Source organism: Streptomyces umbrinus (assembly GCF_030817415.1).
In the GTDB taxonomy this organism is placed as follows: Bacteria; Actinomycetota; Actinomycetes; order Streptomycetales; family Streptomycetaceae; genus Streptomyces; species Streptomyces umbrinus_A.
This window is the reverse complement of the sequence record NZ_JAUSZI010000002.1, coordinates 5,302,459-5,320,882: the sequence shown is the minus strand read 5'-3', so window position 1 is coordinate 5,320,882 and position 18,424 is coordinate 5,302,459. Positions and strand designations below refer to the sequence as shown.

Here is an 18,424-nt window from a genome sequence, read left to right as displayed (position 1 = left end):
CGCGTGCTAGCGTCGCGAGAAGGGCAAGGTCGCCCGCCGCGGGGCTCGGCCGAGCAGTGAAACAACGGGACACGGGAGTGCCTTCACGTGGCGACAGCGGAGCCGACGCACGCCGACGACGCCGAGCCGGGCCAAGAAGCCGGCCAGCGAATACGCCTGCGTACGCGGAACGCTGAACGCCCCGGATCGGACGACGTCTCTGACGCCTCTGACGCTTCTGAGGCCTCCCACTCCTCCGACTTCTCCGAGTCGGCCGAGGTTGTTCCGGAGACCTCCGGGTCCGCCGAACTCCCCGACGCCTCCGACTCCGAGGACGGCGAGGACGGCGAGCACCGCGCGGACCCCGACGGCGTTCACGAGACCACTCGTCTCCACCGCTTCCTTCGGCACCCCGCGACCCTCGCCACCGCACTCTCCGGCGTCCTCCACGTCATCTGGTTCTTCACGTTCGCGAACAGCGGGGGCGACCTCGCGGCGCAGGACGCGTGGGCCGAGTTCGTCGGGCGGAACCCGGGTTCGGCGTACAACCTGGCCTGGTACGGCGGGATGCACCCGGTGTCGTACAGCGTGGTGTCGCCGTATCTGATGGCCGTGCTCGGCGTGCGTACGACGCTGATGATCGCGGGGACGATCTCCGCCGGGCTGCTCACGCTGATCCTGATGCGCACCAGGGCCGTACGGAACCCGGTGTGGCCGTCGCTCGCCGGAGTGTTCGCGCTGCTGTGCAACGCGGCCTCGGGACGCGTGACCTTCGGCCTCGGCATGGTGTTCGCGCTCGGCGCGACCGCCGTCGTCTTCTGCTGGCCGTACCGCTGGCGCTACAAACGCTGGGCCAAGGCCCTGTGCGCGGCCCCCCTCGCCGCGCTCGCGACCGCCGCGTCACCCGTGGCCGGACTGTTCGTGGGCTTCGTCGCGGTGGCGCTCTTCCTGCAGAAGCGCCGCCCGGGCGCGTACGCGCTCGGCCTCGCGCCCGCCGCCGTCGTCGGCGTCTCCGCGTGGCTGTTCCCCTTCTCCGGTACGCAGCCGATGCTGTGGGCGTCGGTCCTGCTGCCGTTCTCGTACTCGGTGTTCGTCTTCCTCCTCGTCCCCAAGGAGTGGAAGACCGTCCGGATCACGGCGGCCGTGTACGGCCTCTCCGTCCTCCTCGTCTGGCTGATCAGCTCGCAGATCGGCTCCAACATCAGCCGCCTGCCCATGCTCCTGGCGGGGGTCGTGCTGATCGCCGCGCTGCCCTTCACGGTGCCGCGCTCGCGCAAGTGGTACGCGATCGTCGTCACCTTCGTGGGCATGAACGCCTGGATCGGCTTCAAGGCCGTCGACGACATAGTGCATACGACGCCGGCGGCGTCCTGGGCCCGCGAACTGGCCCCGCTCGTCAACCAGCTCCAGGTCGCCGGTGCCGAGAAGGGCCGCGTCGAGGTCGTACCGGCCCGCTCCCACCGGGAGGCGTCCGCCCTCGCCCCGTACGTCAACCTCGCCCGCGGCTGGAACCGTCAGGCGGACATGGAGCGCAACCCCCTCTTCTACGACGACACCCTCAACTCCGCGAACTACCACGAGTGGCTGCGGCGCTGGGCCGTCCACTTCGTCGTCGTCCCCAAGGGCGAGCCCGACGGCGACGGCGGTGAGCGCGAGCGGGAGCTCGTGCAGCGCGGGATGCCGTATCTGAAGCAGGTCTGGGGCGACGCCAACTGGCAGCTCTTCCAGGTCACCGACCCCACCCCGATGGCCGACCCGCCCGCCGTCGTCGACCGGGCCGAGCAGGGTGAGCTGACCATCGAGGTGAAGCGGGCGGGGCGGGTGCTCATCCGGATCCCGTACTCGCCGTGGCTCGGGCTCGTCGACGCGGAGGGAAAGAGCGTCAAGCCGCCCCAGGAGACCGAGGAGTCGAAGCGGCTGCGGGAGGACGACGACGAGATGCCGAAGGCGTACGAGAACGTCAACGGGTGTCTGATGGAGACGGAGAAGGATGTCAACGGGGACAAGTGGACGGAGCTGCTCGCTCCGCGGGCCGGCACGTATCGGTTGGCTGCGCCTTATCAGTTGCCCCGGGGGACGGGGTGTCCTGAGGAGATGAGGGAGGCCGTCCGCGGGAGCAGTGGGTAACGCTTCCGCGGGTTCGATGTCGGGTGCGGGTTCGTTGTGGCTGGTCGCGCAGTTCCCCGCGCCCCTAAAGGGGCGCCCTCGTCAGCCTGGGTGGATTGGGAAGGCGATGTCGCACACCTCGTCCTCCGGGCCCGAGTCGTCCCAGTCGGTGAAGTAGATCTCTCGGCAGGGGCCTGCGCAGGTGTGGCCTTGTTCGGTCAGCCAGGATTCCACTGCCTCGTAGGCGGCGTGGATCTGGGGGTTTGCCACCTGGGCCTTGGTTATGCGGGTGTAGGCGAGGCGGTGGGCGGGTTCCAGGCGGGCCGTTGTGTTCCAGGCTCGGGCGTGCCGGCCGGCCCAGGTGCGGGCGGCCTCCGGGTCGGCCACGGGGACGCAGGACTCTACGGGGCCGTCGCTCTCCTGGGAGACCTCGGAGTGGTAGACGACGAAGGGCGCGCCCGTCGTGCCGCCGCACTCCTTCGCCGCCGCCTCCAGCCGGCCCAGCGACGCCGGGATCCAGACGGGCAGCTCCTCCACGAGGGTGTGCCGCTTCTCGGTGATGACCCACTGCTCCGGTACGTCCACGGTGTGGACCTCGAATGTCGCGTACAACTCGGAACTCCTTCCGGAAAGCCGTCCACGGAGGTAGTGCGCGAGTGTCCGCTGCCCGGCGAGGCGCTCCTCGACGTCCGCCCAGTAGGCGGTCACGAGGTCCGCGGCCGCCTGCCCGTCGGTCTCCTGGCGCTCCACGACCTCGGCGATCCGGGCGAGCGGCATGTCGAGTCCGCGCAGCAGGAAGACCAGGCGGGCGCGTTCGACCTGGGCGGCGCGGTAGTAGCGGTAGCCGGTCGTGTCGTCGACGTGCGCGGGGCGCAGCAGGCCCAGCCGGTCGTACAGCCGCAGTGCCTTCGGCGAGAGCCGCGCACGGGCGGCGAACGCGCCGATCGTGAGCAGGCCCTCGGCCGGGGGCAACGCGTCGGTCGTGCTGGTCACGGGTTCCACGGGCCCATCCTCCGTCACCGGGCGACTGCCGCCCGGCGGGGAGGACGGTGCTCCTTGCCCCAGGGGCAAGGTCAACCGACGGGAGCAGCCGGGTCGGGCGACGGCAACCGGTGGGAGCCGCCGCGTCAGGCGACCAGTGCCTCCACGGCCGCCACGACCTCGGCCGACTCCGGCTCGGTCTGCGGCGAGAAGCGGGCGACCACCGTGCCGTCCCGGCCGATCAGGAACTTCTCGAAGTTCCAGCGGATGTCGCCGCTGTGCCCCTCGCCGTCCGCGAAACCGGTGAGCCGCTCGTAGAGCGCGTGCCGTGCTTCCCCGTTCACGTCGACCTTCTCGGTCATCGGGAAGGTCACGCCGTACGTCGCCGAGCAGAACTCCGCGATCTCCTCGGACGTGCCGGGCTCCTGGCCCATGAACTGGTTGCAGGGCACGCCGAGCACGGTGAAGCCCTGTGCCGCGTACCGCTCCTGCAGTCGCTCCAGGCCCCCGTACTGGGGGGTGAGCCCGCACTTGGAGGCCACGTTGACGATGAGTACGGCCTGGCCCTTGTACTGGCCGAGGTCCGCGGAACCGCCCTGCAGGGCATCGATGTCGACGTCGAGAACTGAGTCAGTAGTCATAAGCGGATGCTAACTCCGGTCCGACGGGGCACGGGCGGCGCCCCGGTCATCCTGGACCCCGACGAGAACCTCGCCCGCGGGGGTGCGGTAGTAGAGGACCGACCGCCCGGAGCGCCGCCGCTCGACGAGCCGGGCGTCGAGCAGGACCTTGAGATGGCGGCCGACCGAGCCGAGCCCCTGGCCGGTGACGGCCACCACCTGGCTCGTGCTCATGGGGGAGTCGAGCAGGACGAGGACGCCCGCCCGCGCTGCCCCGAGCAACCGGCTGAGGCTCTCGGGGGCGCCCGCGGCCGTCGGCCCGGTGTCCGCGAGCGCGCCCGAGCACGGGTACACCACCGCGTACCGGTCCGGCTCCTCCCACGACACCCAGCCCTGCCGCTGCGGTGTCACGGGTACGAAGATGAGCTCGGCGCCGGAGATCTCGCGGGGCGGGTACTCGTGGAGGTTGATCTGCAGCCGGTTCTCGCCGAGCCAGCGCATGCCCGGCCGCATCGCGTCGAGGGCCGCCGCCCAGCCGCCCTGGCTCAACTGGGCGGTGCGGGCGACGACATCGGCTTCGAGCACGCGACGGCGACGGGGCCAGTAGGGGCGTACGGCCTCGGTCCAGACGTGGGTGAGCAGGTCGGCGGCGCGGCCGGGGAGGTCGTCGCGGTCCTGGAGGATGCGGGGGAGCGGGCCGCGCAGGGCCACGGAGAGGTGGGCACGGGCGGCCTCGGGAGACGTTCCGCGCACTCGGGCGACCTCGGTGTCGAAGTCCTCCTCGCCGCGTGGGGTGGGCGTGAGGAAGTCGGCGATCCACTCAGGACCGAGCCCGGCCCGGACGAGGGCGGCGGTGACGGGATCGGCGGCCAGCTGTCGGTTGTGGTCCGGCAGGTGGGCCTCCAGCCAGGCCCGCTCGCCCGGGTGCGCGGCCGTCCCCGCCCGCAGCGCCTTCAGACAGGCGAAGGTCTCGGCGAGCGGCGAGAGCACGAACCGGCTGCCCGCGAGGGTGTCGGCGTTGACCTGCCACCAGCCCATGTCGGCGGCCTCCCCGGTGTCTGTCCGCTTGTCCGGTGCGCTGTCTGTTTCGCGCAGGCGCGAAACTCTACCGGCCGTTCCGGAGCCGGTCCGAGACTCCGGGCATGCCCATGACGTCGTACCGGTCCCTCTTCCGCACCCCGGAGTTCACCCCCCTCTTCCTGGCCTCCTCGGCACAGGTGGCCGCCCAGACGATGAGCGGCCTCGCGCTCGGCACGCTGGTCTACCGGGCCACGGACTCGCCCCTGCTGTCGGCCCTGAGCATGTTCGGTCCGTCACTGGCCCAGGTGCTGGGCGCGACCACGCTCCTGTCGGCGGCCGACCGGCTGCCGCCGCGAGCCACGCTGACGGGCACCGCGCTGGCGTTCGCGGCGGGTACGGCGGCACTCGCGGCCCCGCCGCCCCTGTGGGGGATCTTCGCCCTGATCCTCGTACTGGGCCTGGTGGCGTCCCTGGGCGGCGGGGTCCGCTGGGGCCTGCTGAACGAGATCCTGCGGGAGGACGGCTACATCCTCGGCCGCTCGGCCTTCAACATGACGAACGGGATCACCCAGGTCGCGGGGTTCGCGACCGGAGGCGTACTCATCGCGTTCCTGTCCCCGCGCGGCACGCTCCTCACGGCGGCTGCCCTGTACGCGACGGCCGCCGTGGTGTCCCGCCTCGCCCTGACCCCCCGCTCGCCGAGAGCCACGGGCCGCCCGTCGGTGCGCGAGACCCGGCGCACGAACGCGGCCCTGCTCGCCTCCCGCCCCCGCCGCCACCTGTTCCTGGCGCTGTGGATCCCCAACGGCCTGATCGTCGGCTGCGAGTCCCTCTATGTCTCGTACGCCCCCGACCACGCGGGCCTGCTCTTCGCCTGCGCGGCCCTGGGCATGCTGGCCGGCGACGTGGCGGTGGCCCGCTTCGTGTCGCCTCGCCTGCGCCCGCGACTGGGCGTACCGCTGCTTCTGCTGCTGGCGGCCCCGTACGTGCTGTTCGTCCTGCGCCCGGGGCCCTTCCTGGCGGCCGCCCTCGCCACCCTGGCCTCGGCCGGCTTCGCGGCGAGCCTTCTGCAGCAGGAGCGCCTCATGGCCGTGACCCCGCCCGAACTGTCCGGCCACGCACTGGGGTTGCACTCGTCCGGAATGCTGACGATGCAGGGGGTGGGAGCGGCCCTGGCGGGCGCGACGGCCCAACTGACGTCACCGGGCACGGCGATGACGGTGATCGCGCTGGCGTCGATCGCCGTGACGGTGAGCCTGGCACCGGGACTGCGCCCCGCACCCCGCGCGGCTAGCGCGCCACGAACTGCGTGAGGATCGCCTGCACTTCGTAGATGTCCACGCCCTTGGTGAAGGTCTTCTCGATCGGCGCCGGGGTGCCGGAGATCCAGATCTTCAGCTCGGCGTCGAGGTCGAAGTGGCCCGCGGTCTCGACGGAGAAGTGGGTGATGCTGCGGTAGGGGACGGAGTGGTACTCCGTCTTCTTGCCGGTGATGCCCTGCTTGTCGACCAGGATGAGACGGCGGTCGGTGAAGAGGATGGTGTCGCGTATCAGCAGGTACGCCGCGTACACCTGCTCGTCCTGCCCGAGCAGCCGCGCGTAGTCGTGCTGGGCCTTCGCCGGATCGATGGTGTGCGCGTTTCCGAACAGCGCCATGGTGTGCCCCCGTTGGATGTGTGGAACCGGATGTGCGGAACCGGTCACGTGCGGACCGGATCGTGATGTCACAAGATCCTCTCACTGTAGGGCAATCAGGGCATCGATTCACCTGAGGCGGGTGGTGGCCGGCGGCGGCTCGTCCCGGGTGCGGACCGGGTGCGGACGGGGCAGTCCGATCCGTGACGCTTCCATTACTCACACCACCCTTGACAGCGTGCGTACTGTTTCGCGACGTTTGAGCCCCGCCGAACAGTTCGAGGCGGGGGGAGGACGCGGAGAGCGCGTCATGGGGGAATGGGGGGCGCCCGTGCGGTCCATGAGCACCATCACGATCCACAGACCCGAGGAACTGAGCATCCCACTGCGCCGGGCCTGGCACCGCGCGATGGACGAGTCACCGGACTACGCGAACCCCTTCCTGGCACCGGAGTTCGCGGCGGGGATCGGCCGGCACCGCGGCGGGGCGCGGGTGGCGGTCCTGCACGAGCGCGAAGAAGCCGTCGGCTTCCTCCCGTACGAGCGCAACGCCTTAGGGGTCGGCCGGGCCATCGGGCTCGGTCTCTCCGACGCCCAGGCCCTCGTGCACCGGCCCGGCGTCACCTGGGACACCCGGGAACTGCTGCGGGCCTGCGGTCTCTCGGTCTTCGAGTTCGACCACCTCGTCGAGGAGCAGAAGCCCTTCGGGGCGTACGTCACGGGGACGTTCGCCTCACCGGCCATCGACCTGAAGGACGGCGACGACGCGGGCTACGCGGAGTGGCTGCGCGGCGCGTACCCGGGGCTGGCCAAGACGACGCTGAAGAAGGAACGCAGGCTGGCGCGCGACCTGGGCGAGATGCGGTTCGTCTTCGACGAGCGCGATCCGGGGGCGCTGCGCACGCTCATGCGATGGAAGTCCGCCCAGTACCGCAGGACGGGACGGATGGACCGGTTCGCGCGGCCGTGGATCGTGGAGCTCGTGGACCAGCTGTTCCAGGTCCGCGAGGAGCACTTCACCGGTGTGCTGTCCGTGGTGTACGCGGGGGACCGGCCGGTGGCCGCGCACTTCGGGCCGAGGTCGCGCACGGTGTTCGCGCCGTGGTTCACCGCGTACGACCCCGACCTCCACTACTACTCGCCCGGCCTGATCATGCACCTCCGCATGGCCGAGGCCGCCGGCCGGGACGGCGTGCGGCTCATGGACCTGGGGCGCGGCGACAAGGAGTGGAAGGACTGGCTCAAGACCCGCGAACTGCGCGTCGGCGAGGGCTTCGCGGTCCGCCCCCACCCGGTGGCCACGGCCCACCGGCTGTGGCGCAGGCCGGTGCGCGGGCTGCGGAACACGGTCCTGGCCCACCCGCGGCTGCGGGAACCGGCCGACCGGCTGCTGAAGACGGTCGGCACGCTGCGTACGACGGGCCGTATGGGATCCGGCACGGGCACGGGCTCCGGCACTGCCCCGCGACGGAACGCGGACCGGCGGGGCACCGCGAACCCGCAGGGCACTGCCGTCCAACAGCGGAACGCGAACGCGCAGGGCCCCGCGGCCCCGCGGCGGGAGAGGTGACGATGCCGTACGGATCGCGGCTCGCCGCGACGATGGCACGCCGGCTCGGACGGGAGTGCGTGTACACGCCCTCGGCACGCCTGGCCCTGTACCTGGCACTGCGGCGCTGGTGCCGGCCGGGCGCGCGGGTACTGATGTCACCGGTGAACGACGACGTGATCCTCTTCGTGGTCCTCGCGGCCGGACTGCGCCCGGTGCTGGCCCCCGTGTCGGTCTGGGACGGCAACATCGACCCGGCCGCGGTACCGGAGTCGACGTGGCGCAGTGTGGACGCCGTCCTCACCACGAACCTGTACGGCATGCCGGACCGGGTCGTCGAACTGCGCCTGCGCTGCGAGGAGTTGGGGATACCCCTGATCGAGGACGCCGCGCACGCGATCGGCACGCACCTGGACGGCCGGCCGATCGGGACGTTCGGAACGGCGGCGGCCTTCAGCCTCTCCAAGCACGTGGCGGCGATGGCGGGCGGCTTCCTGGCCGTGGAGGACGCGCGCACCCGCCGGGAACTGGAGCTGCTGCGCGACGACCTCCTGGTTCCGGGCCGCCTGGCCGGAGACCTGGCCACGGCCCTGCGCCCACTGGCGCGTTCGGCCGTCCGCACCCTGCACCTGGTGCGCCCGGCCTGGCGGACGATGCAACGCCTCGGCCTCCTCGAACGCGACGACTTCCGCATGGCCCTGCACGCGCCCCGGCTCGCCGTCAGTGCACTTCAGGCGCCGAGCCTGACCGCGTACGAGCCATGGATACGCGTCGACCTCCACGACTTCCGGACCCGCCACGGAACCCTGGTACGTGGACAGTTGAAGCTCCGGATGGCGCTGCTCGACGAGAACCTCACCCGCCGGCGAGCGGGCGTCAGCGTCCTCTCGGGCACGGCCTGGGCCTCACCGGCACTCCGCGACCGCGCGGCACGGGGTGGCCCGCTCCCGCTCTTCCGGGTCCCGCTCCTGGTCCACGACCGCGACTCCCTCGTGCAGCGCCTGGTGAGGCACGGAGTGGTCGCTGGCTACATCTACGATCCGCCGCTCGACGACTACGCGGGCGCGGAGTTCGTCGAACCGTCCCCCGACCCCTCGTCCGCCCGTTGGTTCGCCTCCCACGTCCTCCCGGCCGATCCCCTCCTGGCCCGTACCATCACGGCCGCCCTCACGAAAGAACGGACGAAAACCGCGCACCCACCGGCCCCGACCGCCGCCGTCCCGGACGCCACACCACCGGCGCCGCTCGGCCAGTGAACGGCCGGTGAACGGCTCTCAGTCGCCCGAGCGGCACCGGAATCAGTCGCCCGAGTGGCCCCAGAAATAGATCTCCTCGGGCTTTCCCCGGTCGTTGTGCAGCACCGCGCAACGGCCTACCCACCGCGACCGGGGGAAGGCGCCGAAGTCCTTGACGTGCGCACGGGTCGGCCGGTCCGTCCCCAGCAACTCGCGTGCCTCCTCGGCCGTCACGGGTTCCACGGTGTCGTAGTCCGGGGTGTCGTCAGGCCCCACCACCTGGAAGACGTCCAGGTTCGAGTGAGTGCCGGTCTCCCGGACCAGCTCGTCCGCCCACAGCTCCTCCAACGTCCGTGGACGCGGCTCCCGTTCGCGTTGACCCAGTAGTACTTCCCTGCCTCGAACACGTCCCGCCGCAGCTGTTGCAGCGCCGCGTCCAGATCCTCCTGGTAGGGCACGTAGTAGTCCCACGCCGAAGCCCCCATCGGAGCCCTCCCGTTCCGGTTCCGCACACTGGGTCTCAGGGACGCGAGGTCTCAGGGGCGCTCCGTGTCGTACGCCGTCTGGTTCCGCTCGATGTCGGGGTTGTTGTCGACGGCCCACTCGGCCAGGGCCACGGCGGGCTCGATCAACGTCCGGCCCATCGCGGTGAGTTCGTACTCGACGCGTGGCGGGACCTCCGCGAACGCCGTGCGGGACACGAGGCCGTCGCGCTCCAGATGCCGGACCGTGCGGGTCAGCATGCGCTGCGAGATGCCGGGGATGCGCTGCTGGAGCTCGGTGAAGCGCATGCGTTCGCCGTCGAGGGTGGCCACCACCAGCAGCGTCCACTTGTCGCCGATGCGGTCCAGGATGCCCCGGATCGCACGGCCGCCGTCGCCCCGGATGAGACAGCTCCTGCGGTACTTCGACATCGGCGTCCCCTGTTCGCAACGCACACCGGTGTGCCTTTTGTAAGGGTCTCGATAGTCACCGACCATGTGCCTACTTACAAGTGGTAACCATGACGGAGGACGCAGAACATGGAGATCGCCTACTGGATCGTCGCCGGACTCCTCGCCGCCTTCCACCTGTACGCGGGTGGCAAGAAGGTCGCGCAGAGCAAGGAGCGACTGGCGCCCATGATGGGCTGGGTGGACACGGTTCCGATGGGCGCGGTCCGGGGCATCGGAACCATCGAGATCCTCGGCGCCGCCGGCCTCGTACTGCCGCCGCTCACGGGGACGGCCCCCGCCCTCGCGATATTCGCCGCACTCGGCTTCCTCGTACTCCAGATCCTGGCGACCGCCCTGCATCTGTCCCGGGGAGAGGTGAAGGAGACCGGCCTCAACGTCGGCCTCATCGCCCTCGCGGGGGTGGCCGCGTGGCTGGCCACGACGTGGTGAGTCCGTGATCGGTGCGGGCTCAGTCCAGAGCGCCCGACATGAGGCGGTGGATCACCGCGGTCAGCAGGTCGGTGCCCGCGGTGATGTCCTGGTCCCGTTCGTGGACTCGCCCAGCGTGTATCCGCCGATGGTGTCCGGGTCCCCTGCACGCAACACCATCCGCATTCCCTGCCCGACACCAGATGCGAAATCACTTCAGTGGCAGGCCCTGGGCGAGGTCGTTTGCGGTTGTCCGGAACCCGGACCGTAATCTTTCCGTCTTCCCCCGTCGGGCGGCTGTTCTCCATCAGGGAGGGAGCGGCCACGACTGGAAGGCGGCGAGCGAAACCCACTTCGACCTTTGACCAAAATCTATTAAATCGGCTGAAACTTGAGATACATAACATCGCGGGACTTCTCGCGAATAAGACGCGGAATTACGTTCTCCGCGCGGCGCCGGTCACGGGCGGGACTCTGGGTCGTGGCGGCTGTCGTGGGCGTCGGATTCCTGGTCGCGCTGGAGATCGCCGCACGGCATTACGGCGCGCCGGGGCCGATCACCAATCAGGCGCGAGAGGCGATATTCGCCCCCAAATCCGGCTTTCTGCTGTACGCCGGTATGGCGTTGATGATGGTGGTACTCACCTGGCGGCAACGGTTCATCGCCGCCGGCGCCGCGATCGGTGTCGACATCGTCTTCTCGGCGGTCCGGTGGGCGGCGGACGCCAGGGTGACCGACGGCCACCCCTTCGGAAACGGCGCGTTGTGGGTGATCCTGGGCGGCGCGGTCGTCGCCGTCACCCGCCGTACCGGCCCGGAACGCGTCCTGCTGCTGAAGGGCGTCGGGATGGGCCTGCTGCTGGTGGCCGGCCGCAAGACCGGCGACACCTGGCTGCTCATCACCTCCAGGACCCGCCCAGGGGTGCTCGACCAGTACGTGGCGACCGCCGATCACGCACTGGGCGACCCGTCGTGGCTGGTGGGCCGGATGGTCGCGGCCACCGGCCCGATCGGCTCGAATCTCCTCAACATCGTCTACGGCCAGCTCGCGGTGGCCGCGGTCGTCGTCGCGCTGTACCAACTGCGCAACGTGGCGGTCGAGCGCCGCTTCCCGCGCCACCATCTGGTGCGTACGTTCCTGTTGATCGGCCTCCTCGGGCCCTCCGTCTACATGATCTTCCCGGTGGTCGGACCGGTCTTCGCCTACGGCACGGGCGTCGAGCACTGGTCGTCGGTCGGCCTGTGGCCGGAAGCGCCGCCCAGCGGGCAATGGGCGGTGGCCGACCTGTGGCCGCAGACGCTGCCGCCGATCAGCACCCCGCACCCCATGCCGTTCGACGAGATCACCCCACGCAACTGCATGCCCAGCCTGCACACGGCTTGGGCCACCGCGATCTTCATCCACTCCCGGAAGGGCCCGCGGTTCCTGCGATTCGCAGGAACGTTCTGGCTGGTGGCCACGCTCGGCGCCACGCTCGGCTTCGGCTACCACTACGGCGTGGACCTCATCGCAGGCGTGGTGTTCACCCTCACGATCGAGGCAGCCCTCCGCTCATCCGACCGCGGCTGGGACCGACCGGGACTCCAACTGGTCGCCTACGGCACCACCGTCTTCGCCGCACTCCTGACGTCCTACCGCTACCTGCCGCTGGAGATGGCCCGGCACCCGTGGCTGTACGGACCACTTCTCGTCCTGGCGATGACGTCGGTGATCTACGGCTACGCGAGGACCACCGCACAGTGGGAGCCGAGCACCACCCCGTCACGACAACCGGAACGGCAACCTGAACTGGTCTGAGCTGTGTCGCACTTGGTTGTGGGGTGCGGGCGGAGGCGGGCGATACCAGCCGATAGCGGCTGATGACGGCTCGGCGGGTCAGCCCTTCAGCGGGTCGGTCGCCCTGTCGCCCCGTCGCCGACCGGTCGCGCCGGGGATCCCTGCGACGAGGTGACGGGCGTAGGCGGCGTCGAGCCCGTCGGGGCGGAAGAGGATGCGGTACATCAGGGGGGAGACGACGCGGTCGATGACGGTCTCGACGTCGGGAACCGCTTCCTCACGATCATCCACCTGGGCCTGGGCCGCGCGGCCACGGAGCCCGTGACGGTGGGCGGCGTGACGATCCCCGCCGGCGTCGGCGTCATCTGCATGCTCTCCACCGCCAACCGCGACGAGAACCTGTTCACGACCGACAACGGCACCGCCCCAACAGCCCTCGACGTCACCCGCGACGCCCGCCGCCACGTCGCCTTCGGCTACGGAACCCACCAGTGCCTGGGCCAGACCCTGGCCCGAGTAGGACTCCAAACCATCCTCACGACCCTGCTCCACCGCCTGCCCACACTTCGGCTCGCGGTGCCCTCGGCCCAACTCACGTACAACGAGAACAACATCGTTTATGGGCTTCGGGCTCTTCCGGTGGCTTGGTAGGCCCCTGGGCGACGAATGCGGCTGGGCTGCGGTCGTGCCTGCCGACTCGTCAGCCATCGGCTGAGGCTCGACATGGTCGGCTGGGGGCTGAGGCCGTATGCGCGCAGGCTGGAGGTTCGTCGTGCGGGACACGCGGCGCGGAGCCACTGGCCACATGGGCCGGCTGTTCCAGAGGCGCTGGTTGTGAGTGACCGCGCTCGTTGATGTGAGAAGCGGATGTCAGAGGCCCAGGACCGTGATCGGTCCGGGGCCGCCTTTTGCCCGGTGCCCCGGGCAGGATCCGAACCTGAGACATCCGCGTGTGAGCTGATGTGCGCTGACCTGGAGCGGAGCGGCGGTCGGGCCTGGCTGTGATGGTTGCTGCCTCCGCCTGCTCCGTCCCACAGCTCAGCGCGGTCGCTCTGCCTGGTCGTACTCGGTTGCCTTGAGGCTGGGCCGAAACGTGATCTGCACGGTCGGAACTCCTTGCGCTTGAAGGTAGTGAGACTGGAGGATCACTACGGATCTTGACCAGGTTCTTTAAAGGGGGGGCATGTACGACAGATACCGCGCCGCGTTTGTGGCGTCAGGCGCCGTCGCGCTCGTGTTCACACTCGGTGCGCTCTCTGGCGCCGCCTACGCGGTCGGCCAGGGGCACGAAGCCCGGGCTGAAGAGACGTCGCTGAGTCGGGAGGGCTACTGGCCCTTGGAGGAGGCGCCCGGCGGAATCGCTCCCAATGTGGAGCCCGAGGGTCTGCCGCTGACGTTGAACGGCGATGCGTGGATCTACCACAACGAGGACATCTTCGGAGATCCCGCACTGGTTGACCAGGGCGATCTCAGGCTTGACGGCGACGGTGACTGGGTGGCGACATCCGCGGCACCGGTCGGCGGGGACGGGAGCTTCACTCTCGCTGCCCGCGCTCGCTTGATCGCAGCCGACGACAGGACACAGACCGCCCTGTCACTCCCGGGCTCCGACGCCGACCGCATCGCGATCCGGTACCAGGCGGCAAGCGGAAAATGGGAAGTCGTGGTGTCCACCAAGGACAAGGCGAATGCTCCGCAGGTGGTCATCACCGAGGAGCAGGCTCTGCCCGATGACCATCCTCAGGGCGTGGGCGACCACTTGGCCGTCGTATTCGACGCCCCTGCTCATGAGCTCCGTTTTTATGTGAACGGGCAGCTGGCCAACACGTCGACTGCCGTGGACACGACCTCGTGGACGGCCTCGGGCGGTCTTCAGGTGGGCCGCTCGGCGATCCACGGTGAGTACTTCCAGGGCACCGTGGACGAGGTGCGCGCCTACTCCGGCGCCGCGAACCCGACGATGATCAGCCAGATGGCCTCCCTGACGGGACTCCCTGACCTCTGAGTTCCAGATGGGCCGGCCGGATCCATAGGTCGTGAAGATCACCCGAAATGCCCGGGTTCTACACGGGGCTGGTGAGTCGAGTTTCCCCTGTCCAGAAGCGGCAGCCCGTGCGGCTGATGGTCGCCATTGGCTGCCGCCGACCGCTGTGGCTCGCTGATGCCAAAGGCCCCGGACCATGATCGGTCCGGGGCCTTTGACCGTTGTGCCCCCGGCAGGATTCGAACCTGCGACACCAGCTTTAGGAGTTCGATCGAGCGGCTCTCATACGGCCCTCGCGGTCCAACCGATATGGCGTGTGCGATCGCTCAAGGCTGCCTGCGTCCACGGTCGTTGATGTCAGCTGGTGATGTCAGGTTGATGGTGCGATGGAGCGTATTGAGGCCGAGCTGTTCACATCTGTTGGCAACGACGCCGTGGTTCGCATGCCCGGCAGACGGTTCCCCGGGGTCCTGATGCAGGGTGACTCCCTTCACATCCTCCGGAGCGACGTGGCCGAGGTGGTGGAGGCATGCGAGCGAGGCGACTTGGCTGAAGTTCGGGACTGCGCCGACCTTCTTCTGGCGAACCTGGATGCTCTGCTGGCACGGCACGAGGCTGCGTTGGGAGAGCACGAGATTCCGCGGCCGTACTGAGCTGTCGGGCCATCAGCTTGGGATGCTGTGATCATTTGCGGCCCCCTTCAGGCGGTGAGCTGGGCGAACGGCCGACGTCGTGACCTCTGGTTCCCAAGTAGCGAGAAACGTACGCTGTATCCATGGAGTTGGGGACTCTCGCGGTTGCAGCCATCGGAGCGGTCTTCGGCGTCGGGACGACTCTCGTCGCCGACCTCGTGCGGTCGCGCAGAGAACAAGACCGGTACTGGAATGAGACGAAACGCGTTGTGTATGCGCGCTTCTTGACATCTCTGGCACAGACGCATAGTCGCATGATAATGGCTGCATTCCGCGAGCAGTCAGATGATGTCCGGCGGCAAGGGGTTCACGATGCCTTCCACAGTGACCCTCAAAATAGTGACTCGAAAGCTGTGCTGCGGGAGTTGGCTATTGTTTCTCCCGATCACATATATCAAGCCGCTTTGCCAGTTTATCGAAATCTCCGCTCCATTCGGGAACTCCTCGCCGCGCAGCCTCTTCGGCCGGAATCTGAAGAATACGAAGCAGTAAGGCAACCGTTCTTCCAGGAGTTGGAAACTCTACAAAAGGTCATGCGAGATGACCTGCAACCGAGAACCTCCCACCGGTCTTAGACGCTCTACTGCGTCAGGAAGATTCTTCTTGCCCTGGGTCATTTCAGGGATCTTGGTGAGCTGAGTTTTTGCTGGTCAGGGGCGGTGGGCTCGTGCGCCTGGTGGTCGTCATTGGCCACTGTTGGGCGGCTTCGGACGGCCCAGGGACGGCCCAGCTCTGCCGTACTCGGCTGACGACTGGCCTCCTCGATGCGTCCCGTCTGAACCTCGGCCGATGACAGTTAGCCACGACGGCGGGTGCAAGGGGGCGCACGGTCCGCGTCCGGGATGCGGTACCAGTCCATAGAGGTCACGTCGCGCGTCCTGATGCTGGCAGCACGGAGGTTGGCATCAGTGCCGTAGAGGACCCGTTGGGTGCGGATCAACTGGCCGTTGATGAGTTCGCGGTGCTGCTCCATACGGGGACCTTACTGAAGACAACTACCTTCATGGACCTACTCGGCGATAAGTACCCTGATCCAACCCGACGGAGAGAAACACCCCATCTTGCCCGACGGCAACCCCTGGGGGGAAACCCGTATGGCCGAGGGTCCGTGACCTGGACGTTTACCGACCGCGCCGGTAGCTGACCTGTCACTGGTTGTCGCTGTCGGTCGCTGCTGCGCGGCCTCGCACGGCCCAGGGACGGCCTGAGCGAGCGCCCCCGTGAGCCGATGCGACACACGTCACGCCCGCCCCGAGCCGTCACTCAAGCGGCTGGGGAGCAACCGGGAGCTGTTCGCTGTAGAGCCAGGTGAAGGTTCGGTCCGGTTCGAGATGCGCGTCTCCCCAGTGGATGGCATGGATGCCGTTCTCCGGGTCGGCCGTGAAGAACAGACAGACGAGCCTGGTGGAGGCTCCGAGCGCCTCGAACGTCTCGTGCAGCTCCTCGTACTCCTCTGTCGTCAGGTCGTCATCGAGGGGAAAGAGGCCTTCTGGGAGCTTCGGCCCGTGCCCCAAGAGCATCCGGCGGCGTGTAGGGGAAGCGTCGGAAGCCAACCGTGCACGATCAAGAGGCTTCGGACGGTCGGCGTACTTGAAGGGGAAGAGCGCGTGGTCGTTGATGACGGCGTACTCATACCCACGTACGTCCCGCACAGCTTCCTCCAGCTCCCGCGCCGCATCCGCCAGGTTCTCGCGCACGGCCTCCGCCAGGGTGGCGCCGTAGGGGCTTCGCTTTTTCAGCCGGGCTGTGAGGTGCACGGCGTGAGCCCGCGTGTGGGCTCTGGCCAGTTGCACCGGAACCGCCGCTGCGAGCCTGCCGGCATGTTGCCCGAACCGCTCCCCCGCCCAATCCGAAGGCACAACCCGATCGTCACCAGACATCCAGCGTCCCCCTCCCCCGGTCACCCCGCCTCTCAACTGTTTGACACGTACACGAAGTGCCCACAAGGGAGCGATCCGGCCAGAGGGGCGAATGACACTCCACGAGAGGCCTACAGGACCAGTGGCATTCGCCTTGTAAGCCTGGCGGTTCGGATGGACTAGAGCACACAGGTCGCTCCAGGTACCGAGAGCCACTAGGTCAGCGGTACATCTCGACTGCCACGCGCCGTGGTTGACCGCACGATGTGGCACAGCTGTGGCACGGGTCGACAGCCGCACTTGGAGACCAGGGCCGAGCACCGTCCTCATCCTGATCAGACCTGGAGAGTGTGGGCGGGGTAGATGGGCGGTACCAACAGCCCATGGGCTGGGGAGAAGTCGTGACCGCTGTGATCGGCGTGCTCGTCGGCGTGCTGGCCACCGAAGGAGCTCACTACTGGCGGGGCCGCCTGGAGAATCCGGCGATCAGGCTAACGGTGAGATCTGGCGACGCTCGGGGCGAGTTCACGTTGAGCAACCTTGGTTACATGAGCGGATACCGTGTTGGGGTGTCTGTTGGGTGGGCAACGCCACGGGGGCACTTCCGGCCGTCGCACCACATCCGGCAGTGGAGCGAGATTCCTCCCGGTGCCGAGCTGCGTTTCTCTGTTCCAGCGGTCCAAATGGATGCACGTGAAGCCGTGATGGTCGTTGCCTGGCGTGAGGGCAGGGATCCAACAAGTCGCCGCCGCATGCAGCTGTGGCCGCTGACGTGAACTGGAACCGCAGCCGCGACCAGTAGGGTCGCTCCTGGGAAACCAGCGGCGGATCGTGAGCGAGCGGCTCTGCAGGGCCCTTCGGTCCGATGCGTCGCAACTGGTCAGCCCGCCGCAGCGGACCGATGCCCCGTGACCTGTCCACGAATAGTCCACAGCTGCGGAGGTCGTTGGTGATCTGGGCTAGTGGAACGTTCTCGTGATCACTGCAGCGTTCCGGGGAGGGATGAAGTGCAATGGTCGATATTATCGCTCTTGCATGCACTCTCATACTTGGGGCGATAGGGATCTATTACGCGAGAGAGGCAATCCTCCCGCTAAAGCGTCAAATTTCCTACCGAATACTGAGCCGCGTCCCGCTTATAAACCAAGGCTCCATTTCTTCTGGTCGGATTGTCGTCACTCATAATTGCGTCGTCCTGCAGAACCCGCACGTACTGGTTGTATCCCTGACGAACACGGGCCGACATGAAGTGGCTAGTGACTACTTTGATCAGGGGAAGCCGCTCACGTTCGAGCTGAGCACTCCCGTGATCGATCTAACATCGATGACGGGTCGGACGCTCAAAATTATCCGTCCCCAGGGAACCGTCATCCCCTTTGGGCCAGAGTTGATGAAAAGGCGACAGGTGGTGACCTTTACCGCACTCCCGGAAGGAGAGCCCCACCTCGCGGTTCATGATTACATCATTGACACGAAGGTAATTGATGGATCCACGAGGACAGTTCAGCGCCGCAGAGTCCTTATGGGCCTCATCGGGGCAGCATTTCTCATAGCTGCAACTGCAGTAACTATCGGCGTATTCTTTTTGCGGTGAGGTTGCTATCGCGATCCGGGCCGCGGCGT

General features: G+C 68.3%; 20 protein-coding genes. 11 read left to right on the top strand and 9 right to left on the bottom strand.

What is annotated here, in order from left to right; genetic code table 11:
* The first annotated feature begins 87 nt into the window (after positions 1-87).
* A complete protein-coding gene (locus QF035_RS23095; RefSeq protein ID WP_307522423.1) occupies positions 88-2,106 on the top strand; it encodes an MFS transporter in 2,019 nt (672 codons plus the stop codon).
* Positions 2,107-2,187: 81 nt separating this feature from the next.
* On the opposite strand, the gene QF035_RS23090 is transcribed toward QF035_RS23095, so the two are convergent.
* The 3 genes from QF035_RS23090 to QF035_RS23080 all read right to left on the bottom strand — a co-directional run bounded on the left by QF035_RS23090 (position 2,188) and on the right by QF035_RS23080 (position 4,724).
* On the bottom strand, positions 2,188-3,087 hold the full coding sequence (locus QF035_RS23090) for a MerR family transcriptional regulator (protein WP_307522422.1): 900 nt from the start codon (positions 3,085-3,087) through the stop codon (positions 2,188-2,190).
* A 125-nt stretch (positions 3,088-3,212) separates the two neighbouring features.
* Positions 3,213-3,707: a glutathione peroxidase gene (locus QF035_RS23085; RefSeq protein WP_307522421.1), complete on the bottom strand. Its 495-nt coding sequence runs from the start codon at positions 3,705-3,707 to the stop codon at positions 3,213-3,215.
* A 9-nt stretch (positions 3,708-3,716) separates the two neighbouring features.
* Positions 3,717-4,724, bottom strand: coding sequence for a winged helix-turn-helix domain-containing protein (locus QF035_RS23080; protein WP_307522420.1), 1,008 nt, complete (start codon positions 4,722-4,724; stop codon positions 3,717-3,719).
* Between the two features lie 110 nt (positions 4,725-4,834).
* Between QF035_RS23080 and QF035_RS23075 the strand changes: the two genes are divergently transcribed.
* On the top strand, positions 4,835-6,019 hold the full coding sequence (locus QF035_RS23075) for an MFS transporter (protein WP_307531353.1): 1,185 nt from the start codon (positions 4,835-4,837) through the stop codon (positions 6,017-6,019).
* Here QF035_RS23075 and QF035_RS23070 read toward each other — a convergent pair.
* Positions 5,997-6,362 (bottom strand): PH domain-containing protein, encoded by a 366-nt coding sequence (locus QF035_RS23070; protein ID WP_055615870.1) that lies wholly within the window; start codon positions 6,360-6,362, stop codon positions 5,997-5,999. The genes QF035_RS23075 and QF035_RS23070 overlap by 23 nt on opposite strands.
* 319 nt (positions 6,363-6,681) lie before the next feature.
* Between QF035_RS23070 and QF035_RS23065 the strand changes: the two genes are divergently transcribed.
* Both QF035_RS23065 and QF035_RS23060 read left to right on the top strand, forming a co-directional pair.
* Positions 6,682-7,911, top strand: a complete 1,230-nt coding sequence (locus tag QF035_RS23065; protein ID WP_373466704.1) for a GNAT family N-acetyltransferase — start codon at positions 6,682-6,684, stop codon at positions 7,909-7,911.
* A 2-nt stretch (positions 7,912-7,913) separates the two neighbouring features.
* The gene (locus tag QF035_RS23060; protein WP_307522418.1) at positions 7,914-9,146 is read left to right on the top strand and encodes a DegT/DnrJ/EryC1/StrS family aminotransferase; all 1,233 of its coding nucleotides are present in this window, start codon (positions 7,914-7,916) and stop codon (positions 9,144-9,146) included.
* Between the two features lie 42 nt (positions 9,147-9,188).
* Here QF035_RS23060 and QF035_RS23055 read toward each other — a convergent pair whose 3' ends face one another.
* Both QF035_RS23055 and QF035_RS23050 read right to left on the bottom strand, forming a co-directional pair.
* The gene (locus QF035_RS23055) at positions 9,189-9,473 is read right to left on the bottom strand and encodes a hypothetical protein (RefSeq protein WP_307522416.1); all 285 of its coding nucleotides are present in this window, start codon (positions 9,471-9,473) and stop codon (positions 9,189-9,191) included.
* Positions 9,474-9,661: 188 nt separating this feature from the next.
* The gene (locus tag QF035_RS23050; protein WP_307522415.1) at positions 9,662-10,039 is read right to left on the bottom strand and encodes a winged helix-turn-helix transcriptional regulator; all 378 of its coding nucleotides are present in this window, start codon (positions 10,037-10,039) and stop codon (positions 9,662-9,664) included.
* Positions 10,040-10,147: 108 nt separating this feature from the next.
* On the opposite strand from QF035_RS23050, the gene QF035_RS23045 reads away from it, so the two are divergent.
* Complete coding sequence (locus QF035_RS23045) at positions 10,148-10,510, top strand: DoxX family protein (RefSeq protein ID WP_307522414.1); 363 nt, start codon at positions 10,148-10,150, stop codon at positions 10,508-10,510.
* A 460-nt stretch (positions 10,511-10,970) separates the two neighbouring features.
* Entirely contained in the window at positions 10,971-12,287 is a 1,317-nt protein-coding gene (locus QF035_RS23040) for a phosphatase PAP2 family protein (RefSeq protein ID WP_307522413.1), read from the top strand.
* 78 nt (positions 12,288-12,365) lie between these two features.
* On the opposite strand, the gene QF035_RS23035 is transcribed toward QF035_RS23040, so the two are convergent.
* A complete protein-coding gene (locus QF035_RS23035; RefSeq protein WP_373466703.1) occupies positions 12,366-12,557 on the bottom strand; it encodes a hypothetical protein in 192 nt (63 codons plus the stop codon).
* 30 nt (positions 12,558-12,587) lie between these two features.
* Here QF035_RS23035 and QF035_RS23030 point away from each other — a divergent pair, with 30 nt between their 5' ends.
* The 3 genes from QF035_RS23030 (at position 12,588) to QF035_RS23020 (ending at position 14,903) form a co-directional block, all read left to right on the top strand.
* Positions 12,588-12,917, top strand: coding sequence for a cytochrome P450 (locus QF035_RS23030; protein WP_307522412.1), 330 nt, complete (start codon positions 12,588-12,590; stop codon positions 12,915-12,917).
* 532 nt (positions 12,918-13,449) lie between these two features.
* Entirely contained in the window at positions 13,450-14,271 is an 822-nt protein-coding gene (locus QF035_RS23025) for a LamG domain-containing protein (RefSeq protein ID WP_307522411.1), read from the top strand.
* A gap of 365 nt (positions 14,272-14,636) precedes the next feature.
* On the top strand, positions 14,637-14,903 hold the full coding sequence (locus QF035_RS23020) for a DUF6959 family protein (protein ID WP_307522410.1): 267 nt from the start codon (positions 14,637-14,639) through the stop codon (positions 14,901-14,903).
* 835 nt (positions 14,904-15,738) lie between these two features.
* Here QF035_RS23020 and QF035_RS23015 read toward each other — a convergent pair.
* Together QF035_RS23015 and QF035_RS23010 are read right to left on the bottom strand one after the other, a co-directional pair.
* A complete protein-coding gene (locus QF035_RS23015; RefSeq protein WP_307522409.1) occupies positions 15,739-15,915 on the bottom strand; it encodes a hypothetical protein in 177 nt (58 codons plus the stop codon).
* Between the two features lie 286 nt (positions 15,916-16,201).
* Positions 16,202-16,639 (bottom strand): hypothetical protein, encoded by a 438-nt coding sequence (locus QF035_RS23010; protein ID WP_307522407.1) that lies wholly within the window; start codon positions 16,637-16,639, stop codon positions 16,202-16,204.
* 563 nt (positions 16,640-17,202) lie between these two features.
* Here QF035_RS23010 and QF035_RS23005 point away from each other — a divergent pair.
* Positions 17,203-17,577, top strand: coding sequence for a hypothetical protein (locus QF035_RS23005; protein ID WP_307522406.1), 375 nt, complete (start codon positions 17,203-17,205; stop codon positions 17,575-17,577).
* A gap of 236 nt (positions 17,578-17,813) precedes the next feature.
* Positions 17,814-18,395: a hypothetical protein gene (locus tag QF035_RS23000; protein ID WP_307522404.1), complete on the top strand. Its 582-nt coding sequence runs from the start codon at positions 17,814-17,816 to the stop codon at positions 18,393-18,395.
* Positions 18,396-18,424: the final 29 nt, after the last annotated feature.

Excerpts from the sequence above, each read along its gene's own strand:
- QF035_RS23085 (WP_307522421.1), bottom strand. The coding sequence starts at position 3,707 with ATGACTACTGACTCAGTTCTCGACGTCGACATCGATGCCCTGCAGGGC.
- QF035_RS23080 (WP_307522420.1), bottom strand. The coding sequence starts at position 4,724 with ATGGGCTGGTGGCAGGTCAACGCCGACACCCTCGCGGGCAGCCGGTTC.
- QF035_RS23060 (WP_307522418.1), top strand. The coding sequence starts at position 7,914 with ATGCCGTACGGATCGCGGCTCGCCGCGACGATGGCACGCCGGCTCGGA.
- QF035_RS23045 (WP_307522414.1), top strand. The coding sequence starts at position 10,148 with ATGGAGATCGCCTACTGGATCGTCGCCGGACTCCTCGCCGCCTTCCAC.
- QF035_RS23025 (WP_307522411.1), top strand. The coding sequence starts at position 13,450 with ATGTACGACAGATACCGCGCCGCGTTTGTGGCGTCAGGCGCCGTCGCG.
- QF035_RS23000 (WP_307522404.1), top strand. The coding sequence starts at position 17,814 with ATGGTCGATATTATCGCTCTTGCATGCACTCTCATACTTGGGGCGATA.
- QF035_RS23075 (WP_307531353.1), top strand. The coding sequence starts at position 4,835 with ATGACGTCGTACCGGTCCCTCTTCCGCACCCCGGAGTTCACCCCCCTC.
- QF035_RS23020 (WP_307522410.1), top strand. The coding sequence starts at position 14,637 with ATGGAGCGTATTGAGGCCGAGCTGTTCACATCTGTTGGCAACGACGCC.
- QF035_RS23050 (WP_307522415.1), bottom strand. The coding sequence starts at position 10,039 with ATGTCGAAGTACCGCAGGAGCTGTCTCATCCGGGGCGACGGCGGCCGT.
- QF035_RS23015 (WP_307522409.1), bottom strand. The coding sequence starts at position 15,915 with ATGGAGCAGCACCGCGAACTCATCAACGGCCAGTTGATCCGCACCCAA.
- QF035_RS23065 (WP_373466704.1), top strand. The coding sequence starts at position 6,682 with ATGAGCACCATCACGATCCACAGACCCGAGGAACTGAGCATCCCACTG.
- QF035_RS23070 (WP_055615870.1), bottom strand. The coding sequence starts at position 6,362 with ATGGCGCTGTTCGGAAACGCGCACACCATCGATCCGGCGAAGGCCCAG.